This window comes from Janthinobacterium agaricidamnosum NBRC 102515 = DSM 9628 (genome assembly GCF_000723165.1).
GTDB classification, from domain to species: domain Bacteria; phylum Pseudomonadota; class Gammaproteobacteria; order Burkholderiales; family Burkholderiaceae_D; genus Janthinobacterium; species Janthinobacterium agaricidamnosum.
In genome coordinates this window covers 4629550-4656415 of record NZ_HG322949.1, presented here as the reverse complement: position 1 = coordinate 4656415, position 26866 = coordinate 4629550, and the positions used below count along the sequence as shown (strand labels likewise).

Annotated in this window: 16 protein-coding genes; 13 read left to right on the top strand and 3 right to left on the bottom strand. The window is 59.6% G+C overall.

What is annotated here, in order from left to right:
* Positions 1 to 11: 11 nt before the first annotated feature.
* Both GJA_RS19990 and GJA_RS19985 read right to left on the bottom strand, forming a co-directional pair.
* Positions 12 to 2666, bottom strand: a complete 2655-nt coding sequence (locus tag GJA_RS19990) for a TonB-dependent receptor (RefSeq protein ID WP_038495781.1) — start codon at positions 2664 to 2666, stop codon at positions 12 to 14.
* A gap of 383 nt (positions 2667 to 3049) precedes the next feature.
* Positions 3050 to 5818: a TonB-dependent receptor gene (locus tag GJA_RS19985; protein ID WP_051781177.1), complete on the bottom strand. Its 2769-nt coding sequence runs from the start codon at positions 5816 to 5818 to the stop codon at positions 3050 to 3052.
* 615 nt (positions 5819 to 6433) lie between these two features.
* Between GJA_RS19985 and GJA_RS19980 the strand changes: the two genes are divergently transcribed.
* The 5 genes from GJA_RS19980 (at position 6434) to GJA_RS19960 (ending at position 13999) form a co-directional block, all read left to right on the top strand.
* Positions 6434 to 8242 (top strand): ABC transporter substrate-binding protein, encoded by a 1809-nt coding sequence (locus GJA_RS19980; protein ID WP_038495776.1) that lies wholly within the window; start codon positions 6434 to 6436, stop codon positions 8240 to 8242.
* Between the two features lie 28 nt (positions 8243 to 8270).
* Positions 8271 to 9209, top strand: a complete 939-nt coding sequence (locus tag GJA_RS19975) for an ABC transporter permease (RefSeq protein ID WP_038495773.1) — start codon at positions 8271 to 8273, stop codon at positions 9207 to 9209.
* 8 nt (positions 9210 to 9217) lie between these two features.
* Positions 9218 to 10354: an ABC transporter permease gene (locus GJA_RS19970; protein ID WP_051781176.1), complete on the top strand. Its 1137-nt coding sequence runs from the start codon at positions 9218 to 9220 to the stop codon at positions 10352 to 10354.
* 42 nt (positions 10355 to 10396) lie between these two features.
* Positions 10397 to 12088, top strand: coding sequence for an ABC transporter ATP-binding protein (locus tag GJA_RS19965; RefSeq protein WP_081905506.1), 1692 nt, complete (start codon positions 10397 to 10399; stop codon positions 12086 to 12088).
* A gap of 78 nt (positions 12089 to 12166) precedes the next feature.
* A complete protein-coding gene (locus GJA_RS19960; protein ID WP_144241602.1) occupies positions 12167 to 13999 on the top strand; it encodes an ABC transporter substrate-binding protein in 1833 nt (610 codons plus the stop codon).
* A gap of 87 nt (positions 14000 to 14086) precedes the next feature.
* Here GJA_RS19960 and GJA_RS19955 read toward each other — a convergent pair whose 3' ends face one another.
* Positions 14087 to 15112, bottom strand: a complete 1026-nt coding sequence (locus tag GJA_RS19955; protein WP_051781173.1) for an alpha/beta fold hydrolase — start codon at positions 15110 to 15112, stop codon at positions 14087 to 14089.
* A 177-nt stretch (positions 15113 to 15289) separates the two neighbouring features.
* On the opposite strand from GJA_RS19955, the gene GJA_RS19950 reads away from it, so the two are divergent.
* The 8 genes from GJA_RS19950 to rbfA all read left to right on the top strand — a co-directional run bounded on the left by GJA_RS19950 (position 15290) and on the right by rbfA (position 26866).
* Entirely contained in the window at positions 15290 to 16252 is a 963-nt protein-coding gene (locus GJA_RS19950; RefSeq protein WP_038495764.1) for a VTT domain-containing protein, read from the top strand.
* A gap of 397 nt (positions 16253 to 16649) precedes the next feature.
* Positions 16650 to 17675 (top strand): glucokinase, encoded by a 1026-nt coding sequence (locus GJA_RS19945; RefSeq protein ID WP_038495761.1) that lies wholly within the window; start codon positions 16650 to 16652, stop codon positions 17673 to 17675.
* A gap of 440 nt (positions 17676 to 18115) precedes the next feature.
* Complete coding sequence (gene scpB / locus GJA_RS19940; RefSeq protein ID WP_038495758.1) at positions 18116 to 18985, top strand: SMC-Scp complex subunit ScpB; 870 nt, start codon at positions 18116 to 18118, stop codon at positions 18983 to 18985.
* Positions 18978 to 21035, top strand: coding sequence for a 23S rRNA pseudouridine(2605) synthase RluB (rluB, locus tag GJA_RS19935; protein ID WP_038495756.1), 2058 nt, complete (start codon positions 18978 to 18980; stop codon positions 21033 to 21035). Before scpB ends, rluB begins: the two co-directional genes overlap by 8 nt.
* 311 nt (positions 21036 to 21346) lie before the next feature.
* Complete coding sequence (gene rimP, locus GJA_RS19930) at positions 21347 to 21835, top strand: ribosome maturation factor RimP (RefSeq protein ID WP_038495753.1); 489 nt, start codon at positions 21347 to 21349, stop codon at positions 21833 to 21835.
* Complete coding sequence (gene nusA, locus GJA_RS19925) at positions 21832 to 23397, top strand: transcription termination factor NusA (RefSeq protein ID WP_038495750.1); 1566 nt, start codon at positions 21832 to 21834, stop codon at positions 23395 to 23397. The genes rimP and nusA overlap by 4 nt, the downstream gene beginning before the upstream one ends.
* Before the next feature lie 46 nt (positions 23398 to 23443).
* Positions 23444 to 26320 (top strand): translation initiation factor IF-2, encoded by a 2877-nt coding sequence (gene infB, locus GJA_RS19920; protein WP_038495747.1) that lies wholly within the window; start codon positions 23444 to 23446, stop codon positions 26318 to 26320.
* Positions 26321 to 26440: 120 nt separating this feature from the next.
* Entirely contained in the window at positions 26441 to 26866 is a 426-nt protein-coding gene (gene rbfA, locus GJA_RS19915; protein ID WP_038495744.1) for a 30S ribosome-binding factor RbfA, read from the top strand.

Below are 26866 nucleotides of genomic sequence, written 5' to 3'. Positions count from 1 at the left end.
CGCGTTTTAAATTAAAACGTGTAGCTGCCGCGCAGGTAGAACGCGCGGCCGACCGGGTCGGTGTAGCGCGGATCGTAACCCTTCTGGAACAGCGAGCCCTGGTTGGAGAATGGCGGTTCCTTGTCGAACAGGTTCTTGACACCCGCCGTCACCAGCACGCCCTTGAAGCCGGTGTAGCTGCCCGACAGATTCCACAAGCTGTACGACGACACATCGTGCTGGTATTGCGCATCGACATTGTTCTGGTCGGTATAGCGCGACTTATAGGTTTGCGACACGGTCGCGCCCCAATTGCCCAGGCGCCAGTTCAGCGCCGCCGTATGTTTCCAGCGGAACACTGGATTATTATCGGCGTAACGTCCGACGTTGCTGATGAATGCGCCATCGCGCTCGTTCTGGTAATCGTATTTGTGGACATAAGTGCCATCCACCGACAGGCTGAAGTCGCCGTAACCATTGGTGCGCGGCAAACGTGCATTCAAGCTGACATCGATACCGTCGGTCTTGACCTCGCCCAGGTTGTCGTTCAAGTCCAGGATCGCGTACGGCGAACCGTCCGGATTGCGCAAGAACAAGGCCTTGTATTTCTCATAGTTGCCGTAGATCGATTGTTCCGGCAACGCGGCGATCTTGTCCTTCAAATGGATATTCCAGTAATCGAGCGCCACGGTGATTTCCGGGATCGGTTCCAGCACCACGCCGAAGGCGAAGGTTTTCGATTTTTCCGGTTTCAGGTTGGCATTGCCGCCTTGCAGCTTGAATTGCTGCAAATCGCAATCGCGCAGCGGATTGGCGGCCGGCGTCGGCTTGCCGCCCGGGCACAGGATCGGATCGTCGTAGCTATCGTTGGTATCGTTTTTCGATGGCGGCGCATTTTTTTCAAACAGCGTCGGCGCGCGGAAGCCGGTGCTGGCCGAACCGCGCAGCACGACTTGTTTGCTGGCCTGGTAACGCACGCCCAGTTTCGGGTTGGTGGTATTGCCGACGTCGCTGTAGTTATCGAAACGCACCGCCAGGTTGACTTCCAGGTCCTTAATCAGCGGCAAGTTGACTTCGCCGAACACCGCTTCGATATTGCGCGAACCGTCTTTCGACTGCGAGCCGGACAGGCCGGAACTGGTGGCCTGGCTGGCGATATCGCGGTTGACGTTGAAGGCGGCTTTTTCATGGCGCAATTCGCCGCCCAGCGCGATCGCCAGCGGGCCGCCGGCCAGTTGCGTCAATTCGCGGCTGCCCTTGATATCGAAACCGGTGGTGGTGACCTTGGCGTTTTGCACCTCGCCACGCAATGCGGTGCTGGCCAGGTAGGCGGCGCCGGCCGCGTCTTGCGCGGCGAATGGATTGAGGATGCCGTTGCGCACGCCGGCCGCGAACGATGCGTCTTGCACATAACCGCCGGTAAAGTTTTCCGCCGATTTGCTGATCGAATAGGTCAGGCCGGTTTTATAGTCCCAGCCGGCCAGTTCGCCTTCCAGCGCCAGCACCAGCCGGTCGGCCGTGCCTTTCGAATCGATTTGCCGTTGCCCCGCCTCGGTCGGGCGCCAGTTGACGATCAATGGCTGGCCCGACAGGCCGGCCTGGGCCGGCACGCCGCCGCCAGGATTACCCGGGTAATACTTGCTGGTATTCGGCAGCACCAGTTCGATTTGCGGCGGGGGCGCGGTGCGCGACTGGACCTTGTTCTCGGAGTGCAAATACTCGACGGTGGCCAGGTGGCCGTCGCCAAGCTTGAAGGCGCCCTTGCCGAAGAATGCCAATTGTTCCTGCTTCGGCAAATCGTCGATCTGGCGCGTGTAATCCTGGCGGCAAGTGCCGTTTCCCGGCACCGACAGCGGCGGGTTGCAACCGCTGGCGAAACCCGGATTGCCGGTGACGCCTGAACCTGGATCGAAATAATTACCGGGGAAGGTGGTGCCGCTGGTCAAGGCCAGGCCGCGGTTCGGGATGATGCCGGTTTTCGAGAAATCGCGGTCTTGCGAAGTCAGCACGCCTTGCTTGTGATAATCGAGCACGCCGAAGATGTTGTAGCCCTGGGTATCGAGCTTGCCGAAGCCGGACGACAGGTTGATGCGCTGCTCGGCGCCGCCCTTGTGTTCCGGTGTTATCAGTTCGGCGGTGATATTGGTGACATTGATCGAGCGCTTGGTGATGAAGTTGATCACGCCGCCGATCGCGTCGGTGCCGTAGATCGCCGAGGCGCCGTCGCGCAGCACTTCGACCCGGTCCAGCGCGGAAATCGGGATGATGTTCAAGTCGACGCTGGCGCCGTCGTATGGATGGTTGGCGATGCGCCGGCCATTCAGCAGGACCAGGGTTTTGTCGCCGCCCAGGCCGCGCAAGTCGGCGCTGGCCTGGCCGCCGGTCGGCAAGCCGCTGGTATTGCCGCCGACCGCGTTGCCGCTGCCCAGGCTCGATGCATTCGATGGAATCTTGCTGAGTACTTCCTGCGCCGTCGTCAAGCCTTGCTTGGCGAATTCTTCCGCCTTGAAGACGGTGAGCGGATTGGCGGTTTCCGATACCAGCCGTTTGATCGACGACCCGGTGATTTCGACGCGTTGCACCGTTTCAGGCGCGGCTTCCTGGGCCAGCACCGGCAAGGCCAGCAAGCCGAGGCCTGCGGCGCAGATGATGCGGATCGAGCGGGATAGCGGTATTTCTCTGATCATATTCAAAACTCCAGATGGAACAGCACGGGTGACTAGATTGAAAACGGCCGGCGGCGTCGCCAGACAAGGCGAACGGCTGTTTGGCCATTACATCATGTAATAAAAAATCAACGAAAAATGTTTACCATTTTGCATCCATGGAATGTAACTATTTGATCGACAAAAAGTCAACATTGCATAGACGTTTGTGTGTTTAAACAACAATTGCGGAAAAGATATTTGAGATTTTGCAAGAATGGCGCTGATTGTGCTGGCCTGGTGACGACGGCCGGGGTGGAAGGATGGCGCGAGGGACGACGATGAGAGGCAGGGAGCAGAGAGGGGGCAATAAAAAAGGGACGGTGATCACTCACCGTCCCTTGCTGATTTAATTCAAGTGCGAATTAAAAGAATTTGTAGCTGGCGCCGACCTTGAAGTAGCGGCCGATGGCGCCGCTGGCGTCCATCGGGTTGTAGCTGATGCCGCCGTAAGTCAATGGATCGAGTGGCGCAACTTTATCGGTCACGTTGTTGATCGACGCGAACAATTGCAGTTGCTTGCTGTAATTCCAGCGTGTCGACAGATCGAGCGTGGTGAACGATGCGATCTTGCAACCGTTAGGCGCAGGCGTACCGTCCGTCAACTGGGAGGCGCAAGGATCGCCTTCAACCCGCACGTTCTTCATGTCGGAGCGGTAATTGATGATGCCGCTGACATTCCAGTTGCCCAGGTCCCAGGAACCGGTGACGTTGATCTTGTCTTTCGGCGTGCCGGCGCAGTCCGACGTATCGCAATTGCCATGGGTGCCGGCATATTGAGAGCGTGCCGTGTCCGATTCGGCACGTACCCACGAGGCGACGTGGGTCCAGGTCAGGCCGATGGTGGCGCGGCCGTATGCGCCCAGGCGCAAGCGTTGTTTCACATCCAGGTCGACACCTTTGATTTCGGTGAAGCTCGAGTTGCGGTAGGGCGCATTGACGATCAACAAGCTGCCCGTGTTCGGCACCACGACGCCGTTGATGGTCAGGTTATTGTTCGGATTGCGGACCGCGCTAGGCAAGGCGGCTGCATCGCTGTAGGTCGTTGGATTGATTTCATCGCTGCGTTTGATTTTCCAGCCGTCCAGCGACAGGCTCAGGTTGTCGATCGGATCCCATACCATGCCCAGGGTGTAGCCTTTGGACGTTTCAGGACGCAGATCCGGATTGCCGACTTTGATTGCCGAGATCGTGATGCTGCAATCCGCATCGTCGGCGCCAGGCAGTTTCTTGCCGTTCGGGCAACGGATAGGATCGCGCACGGTCGAGTTGCCGGTCGATTGCGAGCTGCTATTGCTTTCCGCTGGGCCGGGTGCGCGGAAACCTTCCGAATACGTGCCGCGCAAGGCGAAGGTTTTCAGCGGGGTCCATTTGGCGCCCAGTTTTGGCGTGGTCGACGAGAAGTTGTCGTATTTGTCGTAACGTACTGCGCCCGACAATTCCACTGTTTTCAGTACCGGCGCCAGCAGTTCGACGAATACCGCGGACACTTTGCTGTCACCTTTGGCGGCCACATAGCTGGTGTTGATCGAGCCGTCTTCGGTGCCCGACAGCGAAGGATTGTCGAGTTTATCGCGCCGGTGTTCCGCGCCGACCGCGATACCCAGGTTACCGCCCGGCAGGGCGAACAGTTCACGCGATGCCTTGAAGTCGATGATGTCGAGCTTGGTGGTCGAATCGGAGGTGGCGTGGGTCACCATGGCGGCATACAGCGAAGCCGGGTTCTTGTACGCCTGCGAACCGATGTAGTACGGGAAGTACTTGCTGGTTGGATCGCCCAATGCGGCCTTGAGCACTTTCATGTTCAGCATATTGCTGTAATCGAGGTGCAGCTTTGATTCGGAGTGGGTGAAGCCGGTATCGTAATCCCAGCCCATCGCCGAACCTTTGAGGCCGACCACGAAGCGGCTGAACTCGTTATTGGCCTGGCGTGTGCTCGGGCCCACGTCGAATGCGGAATAGCGCAGGTTGACCGCCTGGCCATACGGATTTTGCGGATGAGACGCGGCCAGTTGCACGGCATTGGCGCCGGCGCCATAGTTGATTACGCCGCCAGGAAAGGCGACAACCTGGCTGACCGAAGGCGGGATCACGGTAAAGGCGGTATCGCGCTTCGAGTAGCCGGCTTCGGCGTAAGCCTGGGTCTCGCTATTGAGCTGCCAGGTGCCGCGGGTGTAGAGATTGACCGACTCGATCTTGGGCTGCATCGAGCGGAACTGATCCTGGTTCCATGCGCAGCCGCCATTCGGGTCTTGCGGCGTGGTGGTCGACAGTGCGGAGCAGCCCGGCAGGGAAACATACTTGCCGGTATTCGGATTGAAGATCGAACCGGTGGGGCTGGCGCCGGGGTTGCTGGTAAGCTGGCCGGTGGTGAACTGGTTCGACAGCGGATAGCCATAGGCGCGCAGGTCGCTCTTGCCGATCCATTTGCGGCTGGACCGGTCGGTATTCATCAGCATGTCCGACTGGTTGTATTCGGCGTTGATGACGAAGTTATATTTGTCGGTCTCAAGGTTGCCCTTGCCATACGTGATCGAGGCTTTGTTCTGCTTGTCGTCGCCATAGCCGGAAATGCCGCTATCGGCTTTGACGGTCAAGCCTTCGAAGTCCTTGCGCAAGATGATGTTGACCACGCCGGCGATCGCATCGGCGCCGTAGGTGGACGAAGCGCCGTCTTTCAGGATCTCGATCCGCTCGACGATTTGCATCGGGATGGTCGACAGGTCGGTGAAGCTTTTCTGGCCATCGTCGGCGCGGGCGAACGGCGCCATGCGGCGGCCGTTCAGCAGTACCAGCGTCGAGGTCGCACCCAGGCCACGCAGCGAAATCGCGGTGGAACCGGCGGCAAAACCGTTGCCGAAGCCGGTAGGCAGCGAACCTGCGCCATCGGCGGTCAGGGTTTGCAGGTATTCGGAGACCGTCGCCTTGCCCGATTTGAGCAAGTCGTCACTGGTGATGATTTGTACCGGCGACGCGGTTTCGGCGGTGGCGCGCTTGATGCTCGACCCGGTGACTTCCACCCGCTGCACGTTGGCGTCTTGCGCCATGGCCGGCTGCGCCAGCATGCCGAGGGTGACCGCAGCAATACCACCTGAGCAAATCAGGCGTACCGAGCGGGATATAGCTTTTTCCATCATCATTCTCAAAACTCCCATTAAAACCGTCGGTCCGGCCGGGTAAGCAAGACGTTCGGCATTTTTTTTCAAAGGCGATTGCTGCGTCGGCAATCGATGTGGAAAAATTCTATTCAGTTATTTTTCCTCGGGGTCATAAGACCACTTGGCGGCTTTGAGTGTCAACGAAGAGCGTTCTTATTCGGCATAGAAACAACATAATTTTCGATGCTTTTTTAGGAATATCAAAAAAATAAAAAATAAATGCTGCAAAGCAGCATATTGAAATTTTTTAGATTTCAACTTTACAATGAGAAGCAACGTAAGGGTTCCTACGGATATGTTTTTGTGTCAATTTGCTGCGTCGCAGCAATGTCATGTCTAGACAACTATGTTGCGCTGCATCACGGTCTTTTTCAACCCCCATGCCTTAAGCCTGAGGCGCGAAATATGCGTTATCGTTACGCCTTTTTTTGACGCGGCGGGGAAACGCCTGTACCTTGCGGGCAAGGCACAAATCTTGCGTAGAGTTTGCGCCACAGGGATGGAACTTGGAAGCTGTCGGCTGCAATCCAGCGGATGGCGATCACAGTGCACTAATTCAATGCGGAAATAACAGAGATGGAAAGGTTTTACATGAAGTCACCATGGATACGCCGCCTGGCGCTGGCCGCCTGTATCGGCATGGCCGGTATCACGCCGCTGGCCGCCAGCGCCGCGGCCGCCGCCAAAGCGCCGGTCAAGGTTTTGCGCTATATCTTACCGGCCGCCGAAACTGGTTTTGATCCAGCCACCGCGCGCGACCTGTACAGCAACCTGATTGTCCAGGCGATGTTCGACACGCTGTATACCTATGACTACCTGGCGCGTCCGGCCAGGATCGTGCCGCAAGCGGCCGCCGCGCTGCCGGAAATTTCGGCCGATGGCAAGACGTACACCATCCGCTTGAAAAAGGGCATCTTGTTTACGCCCGATCCAGCGTTCAAGGGCAAGCGCCGCGAATTGACGATGGCCGACTTTGTGTATTCCTGGAAGCGCTTGTTCGATCCGCGCCTGGCGTCGCCGCATAGCTGGCTGTTTGAAAACAAGATCGTCGGCTTTGATGAGTTGGCGGCAGAAGCCAAGAAAACCAATAAACTCGATTACGACAAGAATGTCGCCGGTTTCGAGATCCTCGATCCGTACACGCTGCGTATCCACCTGAAACAGACCGACTTCAATTTGCCGATGGTGCTGGCGCATCAGCCGACGTCGGCGCTGGCGCGCGAAGTGGTCGAGAAATATGGCGATATCAAGGGCGAGGTCGCGTCGAACCCGGTCGGCAGCGCCTTTTATAAATTGGGCGAGTGGGTGCGCGGCAACCGCATCGTCTTGAATGAAAACACCGACCATTTGCCGGAAACCTGGAATTTCCAGGCTGGCGACGATCCCGACGACCAGCGCATCGTGGCCCAGATGAAGGGCAAGAAGATACCGCAAATCGGCCGCATCGAGATCAGCGTGATGATCGAAGATCAGTCGCGCTGGCTGTCATTCCAGAGCGGCGGCACCGACCTGTTCTGGCTGGATGGTCCGCTGGCGCCGAAAGCGATGCTCGACGGCAAGTTGCGGCCGGAACTGGCGACCAAGGGCGTGCAACTGTCGCGCCTGTTGGATCCGGAAATGACGTATTACTACTGGAATATGGAAGATCCGGTACTGGGCGGTTTCTCGAAAGAGAAAATCGCACTGCGCCGCGCGATTGCGATGGCCCACAATATCGATGAGGAAATCCGCATCGTGTGGAATGGCCAGGCCCAGCGCCTCGACTATCCGATCCCGCCGGGCGTGGTCGGCTACGATCCCAAATACAAGAGCTTGCTGCAATACGATCCGGTGCTGGCCAACAAGCTGCTCGACAAATTCGGCTACAAGAAGGGCGCGGATGGCTGGCGGACTTTGCCGGACGGCAAGCCGCTGCTGATCCGCTATGTGTCGCGCAACGAAGCCAATGGCGTGCTGCAAGCCGAGATGTGGCGCAAGACCTACAACGCGATCGGCATCAGGATGGAAAACGACCGCATGATTTTCAGCGACATCATGAAAGAGGAAAAGAATTGCAAGTTGCAGACGCGTACCGCGCCATGGATTGCCGACTATCCGGACGGCGATAACTTCATGCAATTGTTTTACGGTCCGAACGCCAAGCAGAATAACAATGGCTGTTACCAGGACCCGGTATATGACCAATGGTATGCCGCCAGCCAGAAATTGCCGGACGGTCCGGAACGCGACGCGCTGTACCACAAGATGGCACGCCAGCTGGAAGTGAACGCCGGTTCGCTGATCGGCTATGCCCGCTACCGCAATATGCTGGCGCAAAAGACCGTGCTCGGCTACAAGAAGCATCCAGTGCTGCTGGAGGAATTCCAATACATCGATATCGACCCGGCGCTGGCTAAATAAGCGCTGCTTATAACTTTTAGGAAATATCATGTTTGCTTATATCCTGCGCCGCCTGTGGCAAATGCTGCCCACCATGCTGGGCGTGGTCTTGCTGGTGTTTATCTTGTTTAACTGGGTCGGCGGCGATCCGGCCTACATCCTGGCCGGCAAGATGTCTAATGCCGAAAGCATCGCCAATATCCGCCGCCAGCTGGGCGTCGACCAGCCGTACTACATCCAGTTGTGGATTTTCATCAAGCAAATCGTCACCTTCGATTTTGGCCAGAGCTGGGCCACCGGCGAAACCGTGTCGCACATCATCGCCAGCCGGCTCGGCCCGTCGCTGACGGTGCTGATACCGCTGACCATCCTGGAAACCTTCTTCGGCATCGCGCTGGCGCTGGTGATCGCCTTCGTGCGCGGCTCGCTGACCGACCGCGCGGTGATGATCGCCTGCACCGTCGGCATGTCGATCAGCATCCTGGTCTACATCATCGTGTTCCAGTACGGTTTCGCCTACAAGCTGGGCCTGTTCCCGGTGCAAGGCTGGGGCGACAGTTTCTGGGAAAACCTGCTGCGCTATTCGACGCTGCCGATCCTGATCGGCCTGGCGGTATCGATCGCGCCGACGCTGCGCCTGTTCCGCACCTTCGTGCTGGATGAGGCGAGCCAGGATTATGTGCGCACCGCGCGCGCCAAGGGCTTGAAGGAAGGCCGCATCATGTGGGTCCACGTGCTGCGCAACGCGGCGATTCCGATCATCACCTATGTGATGTCCAACTTGCCGGCGCTGCTGATCGGCGCGTTCCTGCTGGAACGGTTCTTCGGCATCCCCGGCATCGGCCGCGAAGTGATCCTGGCCGTCGAGCGCAGCGATTTTCCGGTGATCAAGGCGATTACCGTGTATGTCGCCGTCGCCACCATGATCTTCAACTTGCTCACTGACCTGATGTATCAGGCGGTCGATCCACGCGTACAACTGAAGTAAGGATAGTGATGTCGAATACAACCATTTCGCCGGCGGCCGCTGCGCCGGCCATCGCCTCGCCCGGCCTGTGGGCGCTGGCCTGGCGCCGTTTGCGCGCCGATAAAGTCGCCATGGCGGCACTGGCCGTGGTCGGCGCGTTCCTGTTGATGCTGGTGCTGTCGGCCAGCGGCTTGATCGTGTCCGACTGGGAAAACGAAGTCGCTGTCAGTTATGCACCGCCGGCCTTTGTCGGCGCCGACGCCACTTCCGGTTTCGCGGTCAGGAAAGCGGTCGACGCCGATGCGCCGACCCCGGTCAATGTGCTCGATCCGCTGGCCGAGGATATCCGCCAGTTGAAGGCCGAAATCGGCCGCGATCCGTCGCTGACCATCGATATGTACGGCGTGGCCGATCCGCTGGCGGCCGAGATGACGCAATTGCATATCGCACTCGGCCATGTGCGCGAGGGCGGCGTGCTGGCCAAGCGCGAAACGCTGCCGTTCGGCGCCGACAAGTGGGGCCATGACATCCTCAAGAAAACCATCAAGGGCGCCGAAACGTCGATCGTGGTCGGCCTGGTGGCGGCCTTGCTGGCAGTCATCCTCGGCACCTTGTTCGGCGCGTTTTCCGGTTATTACGGCGGCTTCATCGACGATTTCTTTAACTGGTTCTACAGCATCTTCACGTCGATCCCATCGATCCTGATGATCTTGACGGTGGCCGCCGTATTGCAGCAAAAAGGCGTGACCACCATCGTGCTGATCCTCGGCCTGACCGGCTGGACCGGGCCGTACCGCCAGATCCGCGCCGAATACATCAAGCACAAGGCACGCGAATACGTGATGGCGGCCGACGCGATCGGCGCGTCGCACTGGCGCAAGATGTTCTCGCACATCTTCCCGAACATCAGCCACGTGGCGCTGGTGCAAATGTCGATCCTGGTGGTCGGTTTCATCAAGGCCGAGGTGATCCTGAGCTTCCTCGGTTTCGGCGTGCCGGTCGGCGTGGTGTCCTGGGGCAGCATGCTGAACGAGGCGCAAAACGAATTGATTCTTGGCAAGTGGTGGCAATTGACCGCCGCAGCGGTGGCGATGGCGGTACTGGTGACGGCGTTCTCGCTGTTTACCGATGCGCTGCGCGATGCGCTCGATCCCAAAGTGAAATAAACAGGAAGCGCCATGCATCAAGCACATACCAATCAAGCTCCCATGAGTCCGGACAATTTGCTGGAAGTGCGCAATCTGCGCGTCACGTTCCGGCTCGATAAAAAGAATACCTTCGAAGCCGTCAAAGGCCTTTCCTTCAACATACCGCGCAATGCCACCGTGGCGCTGGTCGGCGAGTCCGGCAGCGGCAAGTCGGTCAGTTCGCTGGCGGTGATGGGGCTGCTGCCGCCGGATAACACCATCATCGATCCGGCCAGCGGCATTTTCTTCGACGGCCGCGACTTGCTGAAACTGTCCATCGCCGAGCGGCGCGACATGTGCGGCAAGGATATTTCGATGATCTTCCAGGAACCGATGTCGTCGCTGAATCCGGTGTTCACGGTCGGTTTCCAGATCGCCGAAGTATTGCGCCAGCACATGGGCATGGACCGCAAGCAAGCCCGCGCCCGCACGCTGGCATTGCTGGAAGAAGTCGGGATTCCCGATCCGAAGACCAAGATCGACGCTTATCCGAACCAGATGTCGGGCGGCCAGCAGCAGCGCGTGATGATCGCGATGGCGATCGCCTGCGAACCGAAATTGCTGATCGCCGACGAGCCGACCACCGCGCTCGACGTGACGATCCAGAAGCAGATCATGGATTTGATCGCCAAGCTGCAAAAGAAACACCAGATGTCGGTCTTGTTCATCACCCACGACCTGGGCCTGGTGGGCGAGATCGCCGACCAGGTCATCGTGATGCGCCATGGCGAAGTGCGCGAAACGGGCGACGTCAGGCAAGTATTCGACGACCCGCAAGATTCCTACACCAAGGCATTGCTGCATTGCCGTCCATCGCTGGATCACCGGCCTTGGCGTTTGCCGATCATCAACGATTACCTGAATGGCAGCGCCGGTCCCGGCATCGAAGTGCGCGAACGCAGCCGGGGTTATGTGCCGGACGATGAAAACGTGCTGGTGGTGAAAAACCTCAGCAAGAGTTTTTACCTGCGCGAAGGGCTGTTCGGCAAGCGCGAATTCAAGGCCGTCAAGGATGTATCGTTCAACCTGCCGCGCGGCAAGACCCTCGGCGTGGTCGGCGAATCCGGTTCCGGCAAGACCACCGTTGGTTTGACCTTGTTGCGTCTGCACAAGGCGACCGGCGGTACCGCCATGTTCGAAGGCAAGGACTTGATCGCCATGCCGGACCGCGAATACTTGCCGTATAAACGCCGCATCCAGATTATTTTCCAGAATCCGTATGCGTCGCTGAATCCGCGTTTTACTGTCGGACAAATCTTGCTGGAGCCGATGCGCATCCACAAGATCGGCGGCAACGACAAGGAGCGCATCGAAAAAGCCTATTGGCTGCTGGAAAAGGTCGGCTTGCCGGCGCAAGCATTCCACCGTTATCCGCATGAATTCTCCGGCGGCCAGCGCCAGCGCATCGCGATCGCGCGCTGCCTGACGATGCAGCCGGAAATCCTGGTGTGCGATGAATCGGTGTCGGCGCTGGACGTATCGGTGCAAGCCCAGGTCTTGAATTTGCTGCAGGATTTGCAGGATGAATTCGGCCTCAGCTACATCTTCATTTCGCACGACTTGTCAGTGGTCAAATATATCGCCGACCAGGTGATGGTGATGAACCAGGGCGCGGTGGTCGAGATCGCGAATTCGGATGAGTTGTACCGTAATCCTACCCATCCTTATACGCAAACCCTGCTCGGCGCGATTCCCCGCGGCATGCAGCTGTAGCGGCACCCGCCGGAGCGCCAGTGCGCGCTGCGGCGGTTTTTCCCTGGCGGGGCCACGCTGCACATAATGAAAGTTACAATGAAATCACCATGGATGCGCCGCCTGGCGCTGGCTGGCTGTGTCGGCTTGACCGCGATGCCCACGCTGGCCGCGGCCAGCCCTGCGCCGGCGCCGCTGAAGGTCTTGCATTACATCTTGCCGGCCGCCGAGACCGGCCTCGATCCGGCCACCTCGAACGATGAATCCAGCCTGGTGATCGAACACGCCATTTTCGATACCTTGTACACCTATGATTACCTGGCCCGTCCGGTCAAGGTGATACCGCAAGCGGCGGCCGCGATGCCGGACATTTCGGCCGATGGCAAGACCTATACCATCCGCCTCAAAAAAGGCATGTTGTTCACGCCGGACCCCGCCTTCAAGGGCAAGCGCCGCACATTGACGATGGCCGATTTTGTGTACTCCTGGAAACGCTTGTCCGATCCGCGGCTGTTCTCGCCGAACAGCACCTTATTACAGGATGCGGTGCTTGGCCTGGATGAATTGGTGGCCGATGCCCGGAAAAACAAGAAGTTTAGTTATGACAAGAATGTCGCCGGTTTCGAGTTGCTCGATCCATACACGTTGCGCATCCATCTGAAGCAGGCCAATTTCAATTTTGCGCTGCTGCTGGCGCAGGTGCCCGCCGCCGCGCTGGCGCGTGAAGTGGTCGAACGCTATGGCGATGTCAAGGGCGCGGTCGGGTCGAATCCGGTCGGCACCAGCTTTTACAAATTGGGCGAGTGGGTGCGCGGCAGCCGTATCGTATTGGATGAAAATACCGACCATTTGCCGGAAACCTGGGATGTCGCGCCTGGCGCCGATCCCGACGACCAGCGCATCGTGTCCCAGATGAAGGGCAAGAGGATGCCGCAGATCGGCCGCATCGACATCAGCATCCAGACCGAAGGCCAGTCGGGCTGGCTGTCGTTCCAGAGCGGCGCCGCCGATCTGTTCGCGCTGCATGGCGAGCTGGCGGCGAAAGCGCTGCAGGACGGCAAGCTGCGGCCGGAACTGGCCGCCAGGGGAGTGCAACTGTCGCGCTTTTTGGCCCCGACCATCAATGCCTACTACTGGAATATGAAAGATCCGGTAGTCGGTGGCTTCTCGAAAGAAAAGATCGCGTTGCGCCGGGCCATGGCAATGGCCTACGATGTGAATCAGGAAATCCGCATTGCCTTGCGTGGCGAGGGCCAGCGCCAGGACCATCCGGTCGCGCCGGGCATGACTGGCTACGATCCGGACTACACAAGTGTGCTGCAATACGATCCGGTGCTGGCCAACAAGCTGCTCGACCGCTTCGGCTACAAAAAAGGCCCGGATGGCTGGCGCACTTTACCGGACGGCAAACCGCTGCTGATCCATTTTTCATCGGTCAGCAGCAGCGCCGGCGTGCTGCGCGCCGAGTTATGGCGCAAGGCCTATACCGCGCTCGGCATCCAGATGGAAACCGAGTTGAAAACAGTCGGCGACCTGATCGAAGAACTAAAGAATTGCAAGTCGCAAGCGTTCTACGCGCCAATGGCCGCCGATACTCCTGACGGCGATAGTTTCATGCAATCGTTTTACGGCCCGAATTCTTACCAGAGCAATAATAATTGCTACCAGGATGCGCAATACGATCAATGGTATGTGGCCAGCCAGACATTACCGGCCGGCCCGGAACGCGCCGCGCTGTACCGTCAAATGGCGCGCCGGCTGGAAGTGACCGGCGGCGTGCTGATCGGCTATGCGAGCGTCAGCAATGTGCTGGCGCAAAAGAATGTGCTGGGCTACAAGAAGCATCCCTTCTTGCTGGAAGAGTGGCGCTATATCGATATCGATTCGCAATCGACCCCGGCGCGCGGCATGAGCCCGGCGCCGGCCAGATAAGCGTGGCTGGCCAATCGCCAGGTAGCCGGGCAGGAGCGAACAGGCAACCGCCCTGTCAAAATATGGCCACTCCGGCGGCGTAATCAATTACCGGGCCAGCACTTTCAACAGTTCCTTGTGGAAGGCGTCCGGCTGCTCCATTTGCGGCGCATGGCCGAGGCCCGGGAATTCGATCAGCTGGCCTTGCGGGATCAGCTTGACCGCTTGCTTGCCCAGTACTTCGTAATGGCCGACCCTGGCCTTGACCTCCGGCGGCGCGATGTCGCTGCCGATCGCGGTGGTGTCGGCGTCGCCTATCATCAGCGCGACCGGCATTTTCAGCAGCGGGAATTCATAGATCACCGGCTGGGTGAAGATCATGTCGTAGATCAGTGCCGAATTCCACGCCACCAGCTGGTGGCCCGGACCCTGGTTCAAGCCGACCACCATGTCGACCCAGCGCTCATATTCCGGTTTCCAGCGATTCACGTAATAGGTCGATTTTTCATAGTTCCGCACCGACTCGGCGCTGAGTTTCAATTCGCGCTCGTTCCACTGGTCGACCGTGCGGTGCGGCACGCCCAGCGCCTTCCAGTCTTCCAGCCCGATCGGATTGACCAGTACCAGCCGCGACACGGCTTGCGGATACATCAGCGCATAACGGGTGGCCAGCATGCCGCCGGTCGAATGGCCGATGACGACGCTGCGCGTCACGCCGATATGCTGCAGCAGCGCCGCGGTATTGCCGGCCAGTTGCTGGAAAGTATATTGATAATGTTCTGGCTTGGTCGATGCGCAAAAGCCGATCTGATCCGGCGCCACCACCCGGTAGCCGGTCTCGCTGAGCGCGGTGATGGTCTGCTCCCACGTTGCGCCGCAGAAATTCTTTCCGTGCAATAGCACCGCGGTCTGGCCGTTCGGCGTGCCTTTCGGCGCCACGTCCATATACGCCATTTTCAGCGGCTGGCCCTGCGATATGAAGTTGAACGACTGGATCGGATGGGGATAGCTGAAACCTTGCAGTTCGACGCCGTAGGACGGGCCGGCGGCCTGGGCGCTCTGTATTACTGCCGGCAGCGCGGCCGCCAGCAGCATGGCGGCGCGATGGTTGATGGTGAAATATGGATGGGGCATCGGGGTTGTCCTCGGGGTAGGCTGGGTTGTCATATAAAATCGTTGAGGCTTGTGTTTATGTCGGATGTCGATATATAGGAAAAAGTAAGTTGCGCAATGGCTACAAGCCGCATGCTTGCTGCCTTAATCCTGGAGTACGCCCATACTTGATCAGGTCAGATGGGATAAAATACCAACATGCCAACCCTCATTCATCTCCTCGAACATTACGGCGTCCTGATCGTGTTTGCGATCGTCCTGGTCGAACAGGCAGGATTGCCGATACCCGCCTATCCGATCCTGATCGTGGCGGGCGCGCTGGCCGTCGATGGCGATATGCACTGGTATTCGGTACTGGGGGTAGCTTTGCTGGCGTGCATGATCAGCGATTTTACGTGGTATCGCGCGGGACGGTATTTTGGCAAGCGGATTTTGAAATTGCTGTGCCGGATATCGTTGTCGCCCGATTATTGCGTCAGCCAGACCGAAGACAATTTCAACCGCTGGGGGCCGAAGGCGTTGATCGTCGCCAAGTTCATTCCGGGCTTTAATACCATCGCCGCGCCGATGTCGGGCGCAATGGGCACCCGGCTGGAAAAATTCCTGTGTTTCAGTTTCCTCGGCGCGTTGCTGTGGAGCGGCGCGGGCATCGCCATCGGCGCCTATTTCCATGCCAGCGTGCAAAGCGTGCTCGATACCCTCAGCACCATGGGCACCACCGCGCTGGTCGTGCTGATGGTCTTGCTGGGTTTGTTCCTGCTGTATAAATACATCGAACGCAAACGTTTTCGCCAAGCATTGCAAGTCGACCGTATCGGCATCGAGGAATTGCTCGACATGATCAACGAGGGCAGGGAACCGGTGCTGGTCGATGCGCGCAGCGTCACCGCCCAGGGGCTGGAGCCGGCGGTGCCGGGCGCGCTGTTCTTTAACGGCGGCGAACCGGTGGTGCTGCAAGCCTATGACAAGGATAGCGACATCATCGTGTATTGCAGTTGCCCCAACGACGTCACCGCCGCCCACGTGGCAAAAATCCTGCATGAACATGGATTCCACCGCGCCAAGCCGCTGCACGGCGGTCTGGACGCATGGAATGCGGCCACCCGCGGCAGCGAGCCGCCGGCGCCAGCCGTCACGCCGGGACTGGCCGGCAGCCTGTAATCGTCACGCCCGGCGACTACGGTATTTTTACTATGAATTGGTAGTAAAAATACCAACTGCGTTGCCGGCTGTCGCCAGTCAGCCATGAATTGCGGTCGTCACGCTTGAAAATCACGCCATTCCGTCCTTTTTCGTATAAATTCCTTGAATATCAAGGACTTAACGGTGTGTCAGCGCTTGCTTTCGGGGAGCGGACGTAGTTTGACTACCTTTGATAAATGTCTGTTTTCTCGCATTTCTCCCTTAAAAAGTGCAAATCCTGTACTTAAACTACAAAGATTGCTTGCGTAGCCCAGTATAAATCCATTAAGCTTGGCTTCCATTTTGGCCGCTTCTTGCCGCCCATCATGGCGTTCTCTTTTTTCAGCCCTTAGCCCTTTAGCCCTTATTCGATATCATGAGCAATCTGTCCCCGCCGGTGCCGTCAGTTTCTGCCACGAAGTTTGAACATGGTCCGCGCCTGCTGGCCGATGTCGGCGGCACCAATGCGCGGTTTGCGCTGGAAGTGGCGGCGGGGCAGATCGGCCTGGTCGAAGTCTTGCCTTGCGCGAACTACCCCACTTTCACCGACGCCTTGAAAGCGTATCTGGCCTTGCCGAATATCGCGGCGGCCGGCGGCCAGGATGTGCGCCATGCGGCGGTGGCGATCGCCAATCCGGTCGACGGCGACTTTTTGCAGATGACCAATCACGACTGGGCCTTTTCGATCGAGGCGGTACGCGTCGATTGCGGCTTCGAGACTTTTGTCGTGGTCAACGATTTCACCGCGCTGGCCCGTTCGCTGCCGGCGCTGACCTGCGACCAGAAGCGCCAGGTCGGCGGCGGTCTGGCGCGCGAAGGCGATGCGCTGGGCTTGCTGGGCGCCGGCACCGGCCTCGGCGTGTCGGGACTGATTCCGAGCAAGAATAGCTGGATCGCGCTGCAAAGCGAGGGCGGCCATGTGACTTTTGCGCCATCGAACGAGGTCGAAATCAAGGTCTTGCAATTCGCCTGGCGCGAATTCGATCACGTGTCGGCCGAACGGCTGATTTCCGGCGTCGGCCTGGAATTGATTTACCGCGCGCTGGCCGACCAGGCCGGCGTTGCCGCCGAACCGATTCCCGCCGCTGAAATCACGCGCCGCGCGCTGGCCGGCGAATCGCCGCTGTGCGACCAGGCGATCGAAGTGTTTTGCGAAATGCTGGGCACCGTGGCCGGCAACATCGCCATCACGCTGGGCGCGCTGGGCGGCATGTATATCGGCGGCGGCATCGTGCCGCGCCTCGGCGAGCGCTTCGACCGTTCCGGTTTCCGCGCCCGTTTCGAGCAAAAAGGCCGTTTCCATAAATATATGGCGCAAGTGCCCACTTACGTGATTACCGCCCAATATCCGGCCTTCCTCGGATGTTCGGAGATCCTGTCGGAAAAACTGGCATCGGCTTGATCGTGGCCGTCACCGTTCTTATCGTCAGAGTGTAAATACAACATATAAATACAGCGCAGGGCGTTTTTTGGCGTTTTGCGCTTTTCCCGCTTTTATCGGGTACAATTGGCGTCGTTGGATGAAACGGCGTCTGCCGCCCAGTCAGCTGTTCACGCAAGTGAATCGCGCAACAGCCGTCAAGGCTGCTGGTCGGGATCGCGTTTCGCTTTGAAATCAACGGCTAGCCAGATGCAGTTAATCGGCGTCGTCGATGGCAGGGTACTTTTCTCTCCATCTGTAATATTCCCGCTCGGCGCGCATCGGCCAGGGCGTCGGAAAACAGCCTCAACGTGTAGTGCAAAGGCGGCATCCACCGATGCCTGATCCTGTTCCGTTGATACGATTTGTTTTGATTTCTTTGTTTGCAGACGAATTGCAATACACATCCGCACAGAATTGCTATGAATACAATAGAGGCTAAAAAAGTCCTCGAAACCGCGTTGCTGTGCGCTCGTGAAGCATTGTCGATCCACAGCCTGAAAAAGCTGTTCGTCGATATCGACGATAACGGCCGCGCGCGCGGCGTCGGCGTCGGCGCCGACACCATCAAGCAACTGCTGGAAGAGTTGCGCGACGACTGGGCCGGCAAAGGCGTGGAAGTGGTCAGCCTGGCGACCGGCTGGCGCTTCCAGAGCCGTCCGGAAATGAAGATGTACCTGGACCGCTTGACGCCGGAGCGGCCGCCGAAGTATTCGCGGGCAACCCTGGAAACCCTCGCCATCATCGCTTACCGCCAGCCGGTGACGCGCGGCGATATCGAGGAAATCCGTGGCGTGGCGGTCAATTCGCAAACCATCAAGATGCTGGAAGACCGCGGCTGGGTCGATGCGATCGGCTACCGCGACGTGGTGGGACGGCCGGCCTTGCTGGCCACTACCAAGCAGTTTTTGGATGACCTGGGTTTGAATGCGCTGTCCCAGCTGCCGCCGTTGCAGCAAATCAGCGAAATGCAGGGCAGCGGGCTGGAAATGGAAGCCCTGGAAGCGGCCTTGCAAGAGAATTTTGAAAAAGCGGCGAATCCGGTGGAGCTTGTCGAGTCCCCTGGAACGCTGGAGACCCCGGTTTTGCCGGAAACACCAAAAGAAATGGCAACAAGCGAAGTTGCACCAGATGTTGGTGCAGGTAGCGATCTGGCTGTGACCGATGTGACAGCAAGCCCTGATGCCGCCCCCGATGCTTCTATCGTTGAAGCCTTCACTCACGACCCTGCGCCAGAATTAACGGTTGACGCTGCGCCAGGTCAGCACAACCAAGAAACGAATAATGACTAATCCGAATACACCAGAGACAGTGACCGCCGCCCATGGCGCGCCCGACGATGCCGCCGCCGTCGCGGTAAAACCGAAACGCCGCACCAAGGCCCAGATCGAGGCCGATACCGCGGCGGCGACCGCCGATGGCGCCGCGCCGGCCAAACCGAAGCGCCGCGCCAAGGCCGATGCCGCCGCCGAAGCGGTTGCCGATGCCGGCGCCCCGGCGCCAGTGAAAAAAACGCGCGCCAAACCGGCCGCCCAGGTTGACGTGCAGGCGCAAGCGCCGGCGGTGGCAGCCGCGGTTGCCCCGGATGCTGTGCCGGCCCGTGCGCCGCGGACGCCGCGTGCGCCGAAAGTCGCTGCTGAAAGCGCTGTTGAAGTCGTTGCAAGTGCAGCCGCAGGCGACACCGCCGCGCCGCGCGAAGAACGCGCGCCGCGTGGTCCGCGCCAGATGCGCGCCCAGCAAGCTGAGCGCGCACCGCGCGTCAATCAGCCGCGCAACCAGCGCAACGTGCGCCCGGAGGCTGAGGTCGCTGCAGCCGCGGTTGCAATTGTTGCCGCGCCGGTGCTGGATGCCGAAGGCAATGCGATCGCCGTCGCGCCGGCCCGTCCGCAGCGCCGCAATGACGTGCGCGGCGCCGGCAAGGATGCCGGCAAGAGCCGCAAGAAAGGCGGCCGCAACAAGGATATTCAAACCCGGACCAGCGATGCCGACGAGGTGTTTTCGTTCGTCACGTCGGACGCCTTCGACAGCGAAGATACCGGCCGCGGCCGTCCGCAAAAAGCCGTGGTGCGCCGCGACCTGACTTCCGACGACGATGCGCCGAAGCTGCACAAGGTGCTGGCCGAAGCCGGCCTCGGTTCGCGCCGCGACATGGAAGACTTGATCGTGTCCGGCCGCGTGTCGGTCAACGGCGAGCCGGCCCACATCGGCCAGCGCATCCTGCCGACCGACCACGTCCGCATCAACGGCAAGCTGATCCAACGCCGCGTCAGCAAGAAGCCGCCGCGCGTGCTGGTGTACCACAAGCCGGCCGGCGAAATCGTCAGCCATGACGATCCGGACGGCCGTCCGTCGGTGTTCGACCGCCTGCCGACCATGAAGGCCGGCAAATGGCTGGCGGTCGGCCGGCTCGACTTCAATACCGAAGGCTTGCTGCTGTTTACCACCTCGGGCGACCTGGCCAACCGTTTGATGCACCCGCGCTACGGCATCGACCGCGAATACGCGGTGCGCACGCTGGGCGAACTGGAAGAGGGCATGCGCCAGAAATTGCTGGCCGGCGTAGAGCTGGAAGACGGCATGGCGCAATTCTCCAAGATCGCCGACGGCGGCGGCGAAGGCATCAACAAGTGGTACCGCGTGATCATCGGCGAAGGCCGTAACCGCGAAGTGCGCCGCATGTTCGAAGCGATCGGCCTGACCGTGTCGCGCCTGATCCGTACCCGCTACGGCGCGATGACCTTGCCGAGCGGCCTGAAGCGCGGCCGCTGGGAAGAAATGGAAGAAAATACCGTGCGCGACCTGCTGGCCGCCTACGGCATCGAGAAAAAAACGCCGGCTTCCGGCGACCCGCGCGCGGCAGCCGCCGCCAAGGGCCGCGAAAGCCGCGAGCGCGAGCCGAACGGCAACCGCATCGACGTCAGCAACCGCAACGCGGATCCATTCCCGGTCGCCGGCCGTGGTCCGGGCCGTGGCCAGCCGCAAGGCCAGTTCGCCCGTCCGCAGGGTCAGGGCCGTCCAGGTGGCGGTCAGGGCCGTCCGGGTGGTCCGGGCCGTGGCCAGGGTGGCGGGTTCGCCGGCCAGCCGCGCTCGTCCGCTTCCGCGGCGCCTTTCGAAGGCCAGGGCCGTCCGCAAGGGCAGGGCCGTGCGCAGGGGCAGGGCCGTCCGGGCGGCGAAGGCCGCGCGCCGCAGCGTTCGCGCCAGCCGGACCCATTGCAAACCGCGCTCGGCTTCGCCAATACCGGCCCGCGCCGCAATCCGTCCGGCGGCCAGGGCCAGCCGCGTTCAGGCCAGCCGCGCGGCGGCATGGACCAGGGCATGCCGCGCCGCCGCAGCAAGGGTTAAGCAGCCAGTATCTTGTGGCGGCCTGGCGCGGTGCGCCGGGCCGCCGTAATCTCTTGATAGTGTTGTAATGGCGCTGGCAGTGCGCATACATGCGCTTTGCGGCATTGCAGCGAAGTTAATAAGAGGTTATAATCTGCAGCCTAATAAAAGTTCTCCGCAGGGTGGTTTGGTGGGGAGTGCTTTCATCTGGTTGGAAACACAAGAAGATGGGCAGATGCCCATTTTTTTTTTGTTGAACCGTTTGATGTGAATTAATGTGGCTCCATTCGGGGCCATCTGTCGCTAAGGCGGCCTTATTCTGGAGAATTTTCTTGCAGCAGTTGGGATTAATTGAAAAGACGGTGACTGGTCTGGGCTACGAGCTGGTTGATGTCGAACGGGCCGAGCGCGGACTGCTGCGCGTCTTCATCGATTTCAGCGCCGCGGACGCCGAAGAAAAAGGCCCGATCACGGTCGAGGATTGCGCTACTGTGAGCCACCAGTTGTCGCATGTATTGACGGTCGAGAACGTGCCGTACGAACGGCTGGAAATTTCATCGCCGGGGCTGGACCGCCCGGTGCGCAAGATGGAAGATTTCATCCGTTTCGCCGGCCATGAAGCCATCGTCAAGCTGCGTGCGGCGATGCCGGGTACGAACAACCGTAAATCGTTCCAGGGGATCTTGCAAGAACCCGTGGGCGATAATTTGTCGTTGGAATTTGAAGGTAAGGATGGTCCGGCGATGTTGGAGTTTACGCTCGCCGACGTGGATAAGGCACGTTTGGTGCCACAGGTGGATTTTAAGGGACGCAAAGCATGAGCCGCGAAGTTTTATTATTGGTTGACGCGCTGGCGCGCGAAAAAAACGTCGATAAAGATGTCGTTTTCGGCGCGCTTGAATTCGCGTTGGCGCAAGCCACGAAGAAACGTTATGAGGGTGAAGTAGACATCCGCGTTTCGATCGACCGCGATTCGGGCGAGTTTGAATCGTTCCGCCGCTGGCACGTGGTGCCCGATGAGGCGGGCCTGCAATTGCCGGATCAGGAGATCCTGCACTTCGAGGCAAAAGAACAGATCGCCGATATCGAAGTCGATGACCACATCGAAGAACCGATCGAGTCGGTCGAATTCGGCCGCCGTTTCGCCCAAGACACCAAGCAGGTGGTCTTGCAGCGCGTCCGCGACGCCGAGCGCGAACAGATCCTGGTCGACTTCCTGGAGCGCGGCGATGCGCTGGTCACCGGCACCATCAAGCGCATGGAACGCGGCGACGCGATCGTCGAGTCCGGCAAGATCGAAGCCCGCTTGCCGCGCGACCAGATGATCCCGAAAGAGAATTTGCGTATCGGCGACCGGGTCCGCGCATTCATCTTGCGCATCGACCGCAATATGCGCGGCCCGCAAGTGATCTTGTCGCGCACCGCGCCGGACTTCATCATGAAGCTGTTCGAACTGGAAGTGCCGGAAATCGAACAAGGCATGCTGGAAATTAAATCGGCCGCCCGCGACGCCGGCGTGCGCGCCAAGATCGCCGTCTACACCGCCGACAAGCGCATCGACCCGATCGGTACCTGCGTCGGCATGCGCGGTTCGCGCGTCCAGGCCGTTACCGGCGAACTGGGCGGCGAACGCGTCGACATCGTGCTGTGGTCGGAAGATCCGGCGCAGTTCGTCATCGGCGCGCTGGCGCCGGCGAACGTGTCGTCGATCATGGTCGACGAAGAAAAACACGCGATGGACGTGGTCGTCGATGAAGAAAACCTGGCGATCGCGATCGGCCGTTCCGGCCAGAACGTGCGCCTGGCGGCTGAATTGACCGGCTGGAAAATCAACATCATGACGGCCGAAGAATCGGCCGACAAGTCTGCCCAGGAAACGGCTGCCGTGCGCATCCTGTTCATGGAAAAACTCGATGTCGACCAGGAAGTCGCCGATATTCTGGTGGAAGAAGGTTTCGCCAGTCTGGAAGAAATCGCTTACGTGCCAATTTCCGAAATGCTGGAAATCGAATCGTTTGACGAAGATACCGTCAATGAATTGCGGACCCGGGCGCGCGATGCGCTGGTCACCGAAGCGATCGCTTCGGAAGAGGGTCTGGAAGGCATGGACGAGGCGTTGGTGGGTCTGGATACGATGGACCGCGTCACCGCCGGCAAGCTGGGTCTGGCTGGTATCAAGACCGTTGAAGCATTTGCAGCACTGGCATACGACGAATTTGGCGCAATCCTGGCCTTGTCTGCGGACCGTGCGCGTGAACTGATTAAGAGTGAATTTAAAGATGTGACCGACGATGAGATGAAGTTGGTTGACTCGAAATACGACGATCGTGCCAAGGCGCTGCAAGCCAAGGCATGGAGTCTGGCCGAATCCGCAAAGGCTTAATTTGAGTATCTTTATCATCTCCGCGACACATAGAAAAGAGGACTGAATGGCGAGTAACAACGTAGCCCAATTTGCCACCGAACTGAAGATGCCTGCAGATTTGCTGCTGACGCAGCTGCGTTCTGCCGGCGTCGAAAAAAGTTCGACGTCAGATCCATTGTCGAAAGATGATAAAGACAAGCTTTTGGATCATCTGCGCCGCACCCATGGCGCAGCGGCTGACACTGAGAAAAAGAAAATCACCGTGACCCGCAAGGAAACGACAGAAATCAAGCAGGCTGACGCCACCGGCAAGTCGCGCACGATCCAGGTTGAAGTACGCAAGAAACGCACTTTTGTCCAGCGCGACGAAGCCGTGGCACCGGCCCCTGCGCCAGTGGCGCCGGCCGCGCCGGTGATCGACCACGCTGAAGTGGCGCGCCGTGAAGAGGAAGCCCGCAAGCAGGCTGAATTGATCGCCCGCCAGGAAGCCGACCTGCGCGAAAAGCAGGAACGCCTGGCCAAGCTGGATGCCGAGAAAGAGGCGCAAGCCAAGGCCACCCAGCAAGCTGAATTGAATGCGAAGAAAGAAGCCGAAGCGGAAGCCAGGAAAGCCGCCGCCAAGGCCGCCACCGCGGTCGCCGCCGTAGCGGCGGGTGCCCCTGCGGTTGCCGACGACGCCGCCGGCGAAGAGAAAAAACGCCTGGCCGCCGAAGAAGCGAAGAAAAAAGCCGCCGCGACTGCCCAGGCAGCCAAGGAAGCCGCTGAAAAAGCGGAAGCGACCGAACGCGCCCGTAAAGCCGTGGCCGACGAAGTTGCGCAAATCAAGGCGATGATGAATGCGCCGCGCCGCGCGATCAAGGCGCCGGAACCGGCTCCGGTGGCCGCCGCCGTGGTCAAGCCGAAAGCGCCGGAAGGCACGCTGCACAAGCCTGCCGATAAAAAACCGGGCGACAAGCCTGGCGATAAAAAGCCGGCCGTGGCCGACAAGAAATCGATCAAGTCGGCGAACGTCTCGTCGACCTGGTCGGACGACGCGAAAAAACGCGGTGCGCCTGGCGCAGCCAAGCCACGCGGCAATAGCGGCCCTGCGGGCGGACGCGACAGCTGGCGCGGTGGCGCCAAGGGCCGTCGTTCTGCGCACCACGAAGACCGTGAAACCAATTTCCAGGCGCCTACCGAAGCCGTCATCAAGGATGTCCACGTGCCGGAGACGATCACCGTCGCCGAACTGGCCCATAAAATGTCGGTCAAGGCATCGGAAGTCATCAAGCATTTGATGAAACTGGGCCAAATGTGCACCATCAACCAGGTGCTGGACCAGGAAACCGCCATGATTCTGGTGGAAGAAATGGGTCACAAGGCATTTGCCGCCGAATTGGACGATCCTGAAGCATTGCTGGCCGACAACGGCGAGCACGCGCACTTCGAAGCCAAGCCGCGCGCTCCGGTGGTCACCGTCATGGGTCACGTCGACCATGGTAAGACCTCCTTGCTCGATTACATCCGCCGCGCCAAGGTCGCGTCGGGCGAAGCCGGCGGGATTACCCAGCACATCGGCGCTTATCACGTCGAAACGCCGCGCGGCATCATCACTTTCCTGGATACCCCAGGTCACGAAGCCTTTACGGCGATGCGTGCCCGTGGTGCGAAAGCAACCGACATCGTGATCCTGGTAGTCGCAGCGGACGATGGCGTGATGCCGCAAACCAAGGAAGCGATTGCCCACGCGAAAGCAGCCGGCGTACCGCTGGTGGTGGCGATCAACAAGATCGACAAGCCGGGTTCCAACCTGGACCGCGTCAAGCAAGAGCTGGTCGCCGAACAAGTGGTGCCGGAAGAATACGGTGGCGAATCGCCATTCGTGCCAGTGTCGGCCAAGACCGGCGCCGGTATCGACGAGTTGCTGGAACAGGTATTGCTGCAAGCCGAAGTGCTGGAATTGAGCGCCCCGGTCGACGCGCCGGCGCGCGGCCTGGTGGTCGAGTCCCGTCTCGACAAGGGCCGTGGCCCGGTCGCGACGATCCTGGTGCAATCGGGTACCCTGCGCCGCGGCGACGTGGTGCTGGCCGGTTCCTCGTATGGCCGCGTGCGCGCCATGCTGGATGAAAACGGCAAGCCGATCAATGAAGCCGGTCCGTCGATCCCGGTCGAAATCCAGGGCTTGACCGAAGTGCCGGCAGCCGGCGAAGAAGTGGTGGTCATGGCTGACGAGCGCAAGGCGCGTGAAATCGGCTTGTTCCGTCAAGGTAAGTTCCGCGACGTGAAACTGGCGAAACAGCAAGCGTCGAAACTGGAAAACATGTTCGACCAGATGGCCGAAGGCGAAGTCAAAAACTTGCCATTGATCATCAAAACCGACGTGCAAGGTTCGCAGGAAGCGCTGGTGCAATCGTTGCAAAAACTGTCGACCTCGGAAGTCCGGGTCCAGGTGGTGCATGCGGCGGTCGGCGGCATTTCGGAAAACGACGTCAACCTGGCGGTGGCCTCGAAAGCGGTCATCATCGGCTTCAACGCCCGTGCCGACGCGCAAGCCCGCAAGCTGGCCGAGTCGAACGGCGTGGATATTCGTTACTACAACATCATCTACGATGCGATCGACGATGTCCGCAGCGCGCTGTCCGGCATGCTGGCTCCAGAGAAACGCGAAAGCATCATTGGTTCGGTCGAGATCCGCCAGGTCATCCTGGTCTCGAAAGTGGGCGCGATCGCCGGTTGCCTGGTCACCGACGGTGTCGTCAAGCGTGGTTCTTCGGTACGTTTGTTGCGCAACAACATCGTTACCTGGAGCGGCGAGATCGACTCGCTGAAACGTTTCAAGGACGACGCGAAAGAAGTGCGTTCGGGCTTCGAGTGCGGTTTGTCGCTCAAGGGCTACAACGACATCGAAGTCGGCGACGTGCTGGAAGTGTTCGAAGTCCAGGAAATCGCGCGTACGCTGTAATCCAATCAGTATCGGCGCGGACATATCGATGTCCGCGCGAAACACGTGGGGCGCATGGGCCGGGCGGGCAACCGTTTTGGACCATGCGCCCTGCGGCACTTAGGAAAAGTAGTATTCATCATGGCAAAACATAGCAAAACCATGCCGGCGCGCGGCTTGCGCGTAGCGGACCAGATCCAGCGCGACCTGGCGGAAATCATCGCCTACGAAATCAAGGACCCGCGCGTCGGCATGGTCACCATCACCGAAGTGCAGATCACGCCCGATTATGCGCACGCCAAGGTGTTTTTCACGATGTTGAAAGATACCAAGGAAGCCATCAAGAACACCATCGAAGGATTGACGTCGTCGTCCGGCTACATCCGTGGCTTGCTGGGCAAGCGTTTGCACATCCACACCTTGCCGCAACTGCATTTTGTGCACGACACATCGACCTCGCGCGGCATGGAAATGTCGCTGTTGATCGACAAGGCCAACGCGACCCGCGCGGCTGACGCCGAACCGGACGTCAAGCCGGACGCCGCACCTGAAGCGGACGCGGAATAA